This window comes from Stenotrophomonas sp. STEN054 (assembly GCF_056854535.1).
The window spans coordinates 1-7,302 of the sequence record NZ_JBXFWG010000089.1 but is presented as its reverse complement, the minus strand read 5'-3'; the positions used below and the strand labels follow the sequence as shown (position 1 = coordinate 7,302).

Annotated in this window: 10 protein-coding genes; 1 reads left to right on the top strand and 9 read right to left on the bottom strand. The window is 67.2% G+C overall.

Going from position 1 to position 7,302, the window contains the following annotated elements:
• Window positions 1–118: 118 nt before the first annotated feature.
• The 3 genes from AC1VXD_RS19395 to AC1VXD_RS19385 all read right to left on the bottom strand — a co-directional run bounded on the left by AC1VXD_RS19395 (window position 119) and on the right by AC1VXD_RS19385 (window position 2,129).
• The gene (locus AC1VXD_RS19395; protein ID WP_482993418.1) at window positions 119–1,312 is read right to left on the bottom strand and encodes a glycoside hydrolase family 5 protein; all 1,194 of its coding nucleotides are present in this window, start codon (window positions 1,310–1,312) and stop codon (window positions 119–121) included.
• Between the two features lie 163 nt (window positions 1,313–1,475).
• Window positions 1,476–1,883, bottom strand: a complete 408-nt coding sequence (locus tag AC1VXD_RS19390) for an RNA-binding S4 domain-containing protein (RefSeq protein ID WP_482993417.1) — start codon at window positions 1,881–1,883, stop codon at window positions 1,476–1,478.
• Window positions 1,884–1,892: 9 nt separating this feature from the next.
• On the bottom strand, window positions 1,893–2,129 hold the full coding sequence (locus tag AC1VXD_RS19385) for a hypothetical protein (protein WP_482993416.1): 237 nt from the start codon (window positions 2,127–2,129) through the stop codon (window positions 1,893–1,895).
• A gap of 62 nt (window positions 2,130–2,191) precedes the next feature.
• On the opposite strand from AC1VXD_RS19385, the gene AC1VXD_RS19380 reads away from it, so the two are divergent.
• Window positions 2,192–3,646, top strand: a complete 1,455-nt coding sequence (locus AC1VXD_RS19380; protein ID WP_482993415.1) for an MATE family efflux transporter — start codon at window positions 2,192–2,194, stop codon at window positions 3,644–3,646.
• A 124-nt stretch (window positions 3,647–3,770) separates the two neighbouring features.
• Here the strand turns inward: AC1VXD_RS19380 and AC1VXD_RS19375 are convergent, their stop codons facing one another.
• From AC1VXD_RS19375 to AC1VXD_RS19350, 6 genes are all read right to left on the bottom strand, one after another.
• A complete protein-coding gene (locus tag AC1VXD_RS19375; protein ID WP_482993414.1) occupies window positions 3,771–4,151 on the bottom strand; it encodes a DUF6404 family protein in 381 nt (126 codons plus the stop codon).
• An 82-nt stretch (window positions 4,152–4,233) separates the two neighbouring features.
• On the bottom strand, window positions 4,234–4,635 hold the full coding sequence (rplS, locus tag AC1VXD_RS19370; RefSeq protein ID WP_079221128.1) for a 50S ribosomal protein L19: 402 nt from the start codon (window positions 4,633–4,635) through the stop codon (window positions 4,234–4,236).
• A 154-nt stretch (window positions 4,636–4,789) separates the two neighbouring features.
• Window positions 4,790–5,548 (bottom strand): tRNA (guanosine(37)-N1)-methyltransferase TrmD, encoded by a 759-nt coding sequence (trmD, locus tag AC1VXD_RS19365; RefSeq protein ID WP_482993419.1) that lies wholly within the window; start codon window positions 5,546–5,548, stop codon window positions 4,790–4,792.
• An 8-nt stretch (window positions 5,549–5,556) separates the two neighbouring features.
• Window positions 5,557–6,069 (bottom strand): ribosome maturation factor RimM, encoded by a 513-nt coding sequence (gene rimM, locus AC1VXD_RS19360; protein WP_482993413.1) that lies wholly within the window; start codon window positions 6,067–6,069, stop codon window positions 5,557–5,559.
• 44 nt (window positions 6,070–6,113) lie between these two features.
• Window positions 6,114–6,374 carry a 30S ribosomal protein S16 gene (gene rpsP, locus AC1VXD_RS19355; protein ID WP_004149033.1) on the bottom strand — a complete coding sequence of 87 codons (261 nt, stop codon included), beginning with the start codon at window positions 6,372–6,374 and terminating at the stop codon, window positions 6,114–6,116.
• 175 nt (window positions 6,375–6,549) lie between these two features.
• Window positions 6,550–7,152: a suppressor of fused domain protein gene (locus AC1VXD_RS19350; RefSeq protein WP_482993412.1), complete on the bottom strand. Its 603-nt coding sequence runs from the start codon at window positions 7,150–7,152 to the stop codon at window positions 6,550–6,552.
• Between the last annotated feature and the right edge of the window lie 150 nt (window positions 7,153–7,302).

Sequence of the window (7,302 nt, the reverse complement as noted above, 5' to 3'; positions counted from 1 at the left end):
CCCCCCGCGGGGGCGGGGGCGGGGGGGGGCGCGGGCGCCGGCGCGCGCCGCACCCCCCCCGGGGGGCCAAACCCCCGGTCGCCCGGGCCCAGCCCCGGCGAGCGAAGCGGCCGCGGGTTCAACGCACCCCGTCTTTCAACCGCTGCAGGATCGGCGCAAACAACGGTGCCTGCAGCGACCGCGGCGGCTGTACCGCTTCACCCTTCTCCACCGCCTGCCAATACGACCACGGCAGCGCATTGTCGCCCAGCTCGTAATCCATCCCGTCCCAGCCATCCTCGCGGAACGCATAGAACGCCCAATGCACCTGCTGCTGCTCCGCCACTGCCAGCACATCGCGCAGGTAGGCCGCGCAATCCGGCCAGCGCCGCATGCAGCCGAACTCGCCGATCACCATCCGGTTCGCACCGATGCCATGGGTCTTGGCCCAGTCCATCGGCTGCTGCAGGTAGCGGCGCACACGCGACGCATCCCACCGCTGTTTCCCGGAGCCGAACGGCACCGTGGCCGGGTAGCGGTACGGCGTGGCGCGCCTCTGGTTGGGTGCACTGGTCGCCGCGTACGGCTCATACATGTGCACGCTGTACAGCAGCTTCGTATCGTCCAGCGGCGCCGGCCAGTAATCGAAGGCATCGGCCGCCGCATACCAGCCGGCATCCAGCATCAGCGGCATGCCTGCATCCACCGCACGCACGCTGGCGATCAGCCCCCGGTACAGCGCGCGCAGATCACGCGGGCTGTCTTCGACGCTGGCGTACCACTGCTGCATGGCTGCGCGTGACGCATGCTCGGCCAGCGAGGTGCCGTGCTCGGGCGCAGGCTCATTGATGAGGTTGTAGGCGGCCAGCGCCGGGTGTCCCTTCAACGCCGTGGCCAGGTCCTGCCAGAAACGCTGCGCCGGCAGGTGGTTGTCCATCGACTGCCACAGTCGCTGGTCGACCACGTCATTGTTCTTCTGCTTCCAGCGCAGCAGGGGCAGCGACAGCGGCACCAGCACCACCTTCAGGCCCACGGCATTTGCGTCATCCAGCGCACGCCGCAGGATCGCCACGTCGGCCGGCACCAGCCCCTGGTAGTGGTCGGCATCGCCCATCAGGAAGTCGCGGCCGCCGGCACTTTTCCACTTGTCCGGGCTCAGCCGCACCCAGGTCGCGCCGGTGTCACGCAGCGCCTGGAAGTAGGCACGGTCCGGCGGATTTTCGTTGAAGCTGTTGCCGCCGCGTTGTGGCGTGTCCCAGAAGGAGATGTCGGCGGCGAACGCCGGGGCGGCGGTGACGAGGGCGAGGCACAGCAGGCTGCGGCGAATGAACATGGTGGTCTTCCATGAAGAGGAAGATCCAACGTGCGGGGTGAAAACCGAATGCTGGCTGAGTGCCGGCCGGTTCGCCGGGCTTGGCCCGGCGCTACCGCCCTCTCTGGTGGGTGCGAACCCGCCCTCTCTGGTGGGTGCGAACCGTTGGTTCGCACGCTCTCCTTCAAAGCGCGTCCAGATCACCCAGCGCGCGGATCAACCGGCGCGCACGCTTGTCCGGCTTGTGCTCCGGCGGCTGGAAACCATCGCGGGCGGCGATGCGCAGCGCACGCTGCTCGGCACGGCGCGTCTTGGAGGCTTCGCTTTCGGCATACAGCTGCTGCGCCACCGGCGCCGGTCCGCGCTGGTCGCTGATGCCCAGCACCTGCAGCTCGAAATGCTCCTCGCCGCGGTCCACCTGCAGCTGCTCGCCCACGCGCACCGCACGCGAGGATTTCGGGCGCTGCCCGGCCACGGCCACCTTGCCGGTTTCAATGGCCTGCTTGGCCAGGCTGCGGGTCTTGTAGAAACGGGCCGCCCACAACCAGACATCCAGGCGGACACTGGGCGACAGCGGTGAAAGCTCGGACATCGGCAGGTACTACTCCGTGCGCTTGTTCAGGGGTCGCGGATTGGCGGGGTCGGTGCGGCAGCCACTGCCCCCCATCAACGTCGGCGTGCCCGCCAGGTCCTGGCGCTGGTTGCCGACCAGGCACTCAGCGCGGTCGGCGGGCCGCACCTGGGCATCCCCCAGCCGGTCACCCGTCGAACATGCGGCCAGCGTGGCCACGATCAAGGCCCCCGCGCTGTATCGCGCCATCTGTCGTCGTTGATCCATTGCCACACCCCGCAGACGGGCCTGGTGCTAGTGTGCGCCTCCCGGAAATCGATCACCAGCCCATGGCCAAAGCGCCGCTTGACCTCACCTCCGGCCCCATCGGCCGCAATCTGCTGCTGTTCGCGCTGCCGATCCTTGCGGGCAACATCGCCCAGTCGCTGAACGGTTCGGTGAATGCGGTGTGGGTGGGGCGCTACCTCGGCGAGGCGGCACTGACCGCCACGGCCAACGCCAACAACATCATGTTCTTCCTGATCGGTTCGGTATTCGGCTTCGGCATGGCCTCGACCATCCTGATCGGCCAGGCCATCGGTGCACGCGACATCGCCCAGGCGCGGCGCGTGGTCGGCACCAGCGCCACCTTCTTCATCGGCCTGTCGGTGATCATCGCCATCGCCGGCTGGTTCCTTGCCCACCCGCTGCTGGCGGCGATGGGCACGCCGGCGGCCTCGCTGCCGCTGGCCGAGGCCTACCTGCGCATCATCTTCCTGGCCATGCCCACGCTGTACGCGTTCGCCTTCCTCAGCGCCGCCCTGCGCGGTGCCGGTGATTCGCGCACGCCGTTCCGCTTCCTGCTGGTGTCGGTGCTGCTGGACATCGCACTGAACCCGGTGCTGATCTTCGGCCTCGGCCCGTTCCCCGCACTGGGCATCGCCGGCTCGGCGTGGGCGACGCTGGTGTCGCAGACGCTGTCGCTGGCCGGCCTGCTGCTGTACATGCGGCACAAGCGGCACACGCTGTGGCTGGGCCGTGCCGACATGCACCTGTTCAAGCTCGACCTGGCCATCCTGCGTGCGCTGGTGGTCAAGGGTGTGCCGATGGGGCTGCAGATGGTGCTGATCTCGCTGTCGGTCATCCTGCTGATGACCATGGTCAACCAGTACGGCACGGCCACCGGCGCCGCCTATGGCGCGTCGCTGCAGCTGTGGAACTACGTGCAGATGCCGGCGATGGCGATCGGTGCGGCGTGTTCGTCGATGGCCGCGCAGAACGTGGGCGCGCAGCGCTGGGACCGCGTCCGCGGCACCGCGCGCAAGGGCATCCTGATCAACTTCCTGCTGACCGGGGCGCTGATCCTGCCGCTGGTGGTGCTGGACCAGTATTCGCTGGCGCTGTTCCTGCCGCAGGGCAGCGAATCGCTGCAGATCGCCCGCCACCTCAACCATATAGTGATCGGCTCGTTCCTGTTCTTCGGTGTCAGCTTCGTCATTTCCGGCGTGGTGCGCTCCACCGGCGCGGTCATTCCGCCGCTGTTGATCCTGGCCGCCTCGCTGTGGGGTGTGCGCGTGCCGTTCGCCGAGTTCCTGCAGCCCTACTGGGGCGCCGACGCGATCTGGTGGAGCTTCCCGGCCGGTTCACTGGTATCGATGCTGCTGTCGCTGGCGTATTACCGCTGGGGAGGCTGGCGCAAGGCGAAGATGATCACCCCGCCGCCGGCAGAACACGTGGCCACGCCATCGGAAATTCCGGCGTGCCCGCCGTCCCCGGTGGCGGATCCGGATGCCGTGACCCGGTAGCGCCGGGCCATGCCCGGCGAGCGTAGCGGTTGCCAGATATCCGCCGGGCACGGCCCGGCGCTACCGCTTTTTTCTTCGCGGCCTTGTGGTTGGCGGGCAGTGCGCAGCGCTGCGTGATCGCAGGTCAGGGGCCTGGCGCAGCCGGCAGGTCGCGCCACAGCGGCAGACCGCGGCGCAGGCGCATGACCCGCATCACGACCGCCATCAGCAGACCGAACAGTACGCCGGCAAGGAGCGCGCTGAACACTGCGATCGCAAACGGCAGGTTGGTATTGCGCCAGACCAGCAGCCACATCAGCACGCCCCACCCCAGCGCGAACCAGACACCCATCAGCAGTGCGTTGGAGGCCACGCTGGCCAGGATCGGCGGTGGCGCGTTGATGCCCATGCGCCACAGCAGGCGATGCAGTGGCGGCGCCGAGTGCCGGCGCTGCACGCCTGCGGCGTCGAGATGGCGCAGGGCGGCCTGCACCTTGGGCGGGTAACGCTGTTCAACGGTATTCATGCGGCGAACATAGCGCCGGCCGTCGCAGAAACGCAAACGGCCGCCCGAAGGCGGCCGTCGCGGTAACAACCGAAGTTGTTTATCAGGCCTTTTCGGCCAGACGTGCAGCCTTGGCGGCAGCAGCAGCAGCCAGATCTTCCTTGATGCGGGCAGCCTTGCCTTCCAGGCCACGCAGGTAGTACAGCTTGCCGGCGCGGACCTTACCACGACGCTTCACTTCGACCGAGTCGATGATGGCGCTGTGGGTCTGGAAGACGCGCTCGACGCCGTAGCCGTGCGAAATCTTGCGGACGGTGAACGAGGAGTTCAGGCCGCCGTTCTTGGTCGCGATGACAACGCCTTCATAGGCCTGCACGCGCTCGCGGGTACCTTCCTTCACCTTCACGTTGACGACAACGGTGTCGCCCTGGCTGAACTTCGGCAGTTCGCGGGTGATCTGGGCGGATTCGAATTCCGCGACGATGGACTTGTTCAGCTTGCTCATGGGTTACACCGATTCTTGTTCGGGTGGGCGTGTCGTGTCGACAACGTGGGCTCATGCAGTCACGGAACTGTGCTGCACGTTTGTTGTGGGTACTGCGCGCGCCAGCCGGGGCTGGCGGGAATTGGCCATGATAGCCGATAGAGCCAGCCCTGCGCTAGGGGCTGGCCTTCTGTCTGCGGGCCTGGCGGCCCTGGTCGAGCAATTTGCGGTCAGCCTTGCCCAGCGCCTGTTCATCCAGCAGGTCCGGGCGTCGCTCGGCGGTACGGACCAGCGACTGCTGGCGGCGCCAGGCCGCGATGGCCGCGTGGTTGCCCGAGCGCAGCACGTCCGGCACATCACCCAGCGGGTGCTGGGCCGGCTGGCTGTAATGCGGGCAGTCCAGCAAGCCCAATTCGCCTTCGAAGCTGTCCTGGGCTGCGGATTCGGCGTCGTTCAGGGCACCTTCCTGCAAGCGGGCCACGGCATCGATGATGACCGCCGCGCCCAGCTCTCCGCCGGACAGCACGTAATCGCCGAGGGAAATCTCTTCATCGACGTTGGCCTCCAGAAAGCGTTCGTCGATGCCCTCGTACCGGCCGCAGAGCAGGACCATGCGCGGCAATGCCGCCAGTTCCCGCACCTTGGCCTGGGTCAACGGCGCGCCCTGCGGGCTGAGATGGATCACCCGCGCCGGGGTCGGATCCGCATCACGGATCGCCTGCAGGCAGGCCTGCAGCGGTTCGATCAGCATCACCATGCCCGGGCCACCGCCGAACGGACGGTCGTCCACCCGGCGGTAGTTGCCTTCGGCGAAATCACGGGGGTTCCAGCCGTGCAGGCTGAAAAGGCCCTTCTCCTGCGCGCGCCCGACCACGCCCAGCCCAGCGGACTGGGCGAGGAACTCGGGGAACAGGGTGATGACGTCAAACCGCATGCTCACACTCAGAACTCGGGATCCCAGTCGACCACCACCAGGTTGGCCTCGAAGTCGACCGACTTGACGAAGTCCGGCTGCACGAACGGAATCATCCGCTCGCGGTCGCCACGGACCACGACCACATCATTGGCGCCGGTGCTGAACAGGTGCGAGACCTGGCCCAGGGCAACGCCCTCGGAGGTCTTCACATCCAGGCCCTCCAGGTCGACCCAGTAATACTCGTCGGGCTTTGGCGGCGGCAGCGCACTGCGGGCCACATAGACCTCGGTGCCGTGCATGGCTTCGACGACATCGCGGTCCTCGACGCCGGGGAATCTGGCGACCAGGTGCTTGCCGCTGTCACGGCCACGAGCGCCTTCAAGCGTCGATTCCTGCCCGTTGGGGCTGCGCAGGATCCACGGCTGGTAACGGAAAATGGCGGAACGAGGCTCGGTCCAGGACTCGAGCTTGATTTCGCCGCGCACACCAAAAGCGCCGACAACCCTGCCCAGCAGGATGCGGCGCTCGATATCTTTCATCTTCGTCAACCGAGAGGGCCACGCCGAAGCGTGGCCCTTCAGACTCAGGCCGCAGCGGCCTGGGATTTGGCCGCTTCCTTGATCAGGTTGCGGACCTTTTCGGTCGGCTGGGCGCCGTTCTTGACCCAATGGTCAACGCGGGCCAGGTCCAGCTCGATGCGCTTCTCGCCGCCCTGGGCGACCGGGTTGTAGAAACCAACGCGCTCGATGTTGCGGCCGTCGCGCGCGCTGCGCACGTCGGTCACGATGATGTGGTAGAACGGACGCTTCTTGGCGCCGCCGCGGGTCAGTCGAATCTTGACCATGGTGTTTTTCCTATTGCCCAGTCGCCAGGATGGCGAGGTAAGCGGGCGATTATAGCGGCAGAGCGCGGCAGAGCCAACCCCATGGGCACGGTAGCGCCGGGCCATGCCCGGCGGCTTTCGTTCAGCAATGTGATAAATCTCCGACCGCCCCGCCGCCCCCCCCTTGGCAATGGCGTCAGAGTGCTCCAGTGACAGGTGCCCGATGCATGTCCAGCACGTCCGTCTCCTGCTGCTGCAACAGGTCATCAAATGCGTTACCGCCAATCCGCTCGACAAGTTGCCGCTCGGATTCGTGGATGGCGATGCACTGCAGCCAGTTGATCGCCACCGGCGGGGACTGCAGTCCCGGGAACCTGGCGTCATTCCAGAAGAAGGGCGGCACCAGATAGACGTGCGGCATCCGAGTGGATGGGAAGTAGTCCTGCAGGATGTCGGGAATCACGCTGCCGGGGCGCACCGCCGCACGGTCGCGCATGATTGCAAAGGCCGTCGATGCAACGATGTTGTCCCAGCACGGCGCGTCTTCTTCCACACACGCACACAGCTCGACACGGGTTTCCAGTTCGCGGCCATCCGGATAGTGCAACGGAAAGTCCGACAGCCCGATGGACGCGATGGACTTCTGTCCTGCTTCCGGGGAGCTGAACGCGGTGAGGATATCGACCGAACGCTGGCGATGATCATCGTGAAAGGCCTGGACCTTGGGCCGCCCCTTACCGCCCATGATCTTGATTGCGTGCATCGCTACCGCGCGATGCTGCTCGGTGACCGTGCCCATGACTGATTGGATCTCCTGAAGGGTTCTGCGCTGCGGAAGCATCCGCCGGGGACGGGCCGGGGGCGCGGGGGGCGGCGTGGCCCGGGGGGGCCCCGGCGCGCCGCGCGGGCAGGGCCCCCGGGGGGCCGGGGCGGGCAGGCGCGGCGCCCG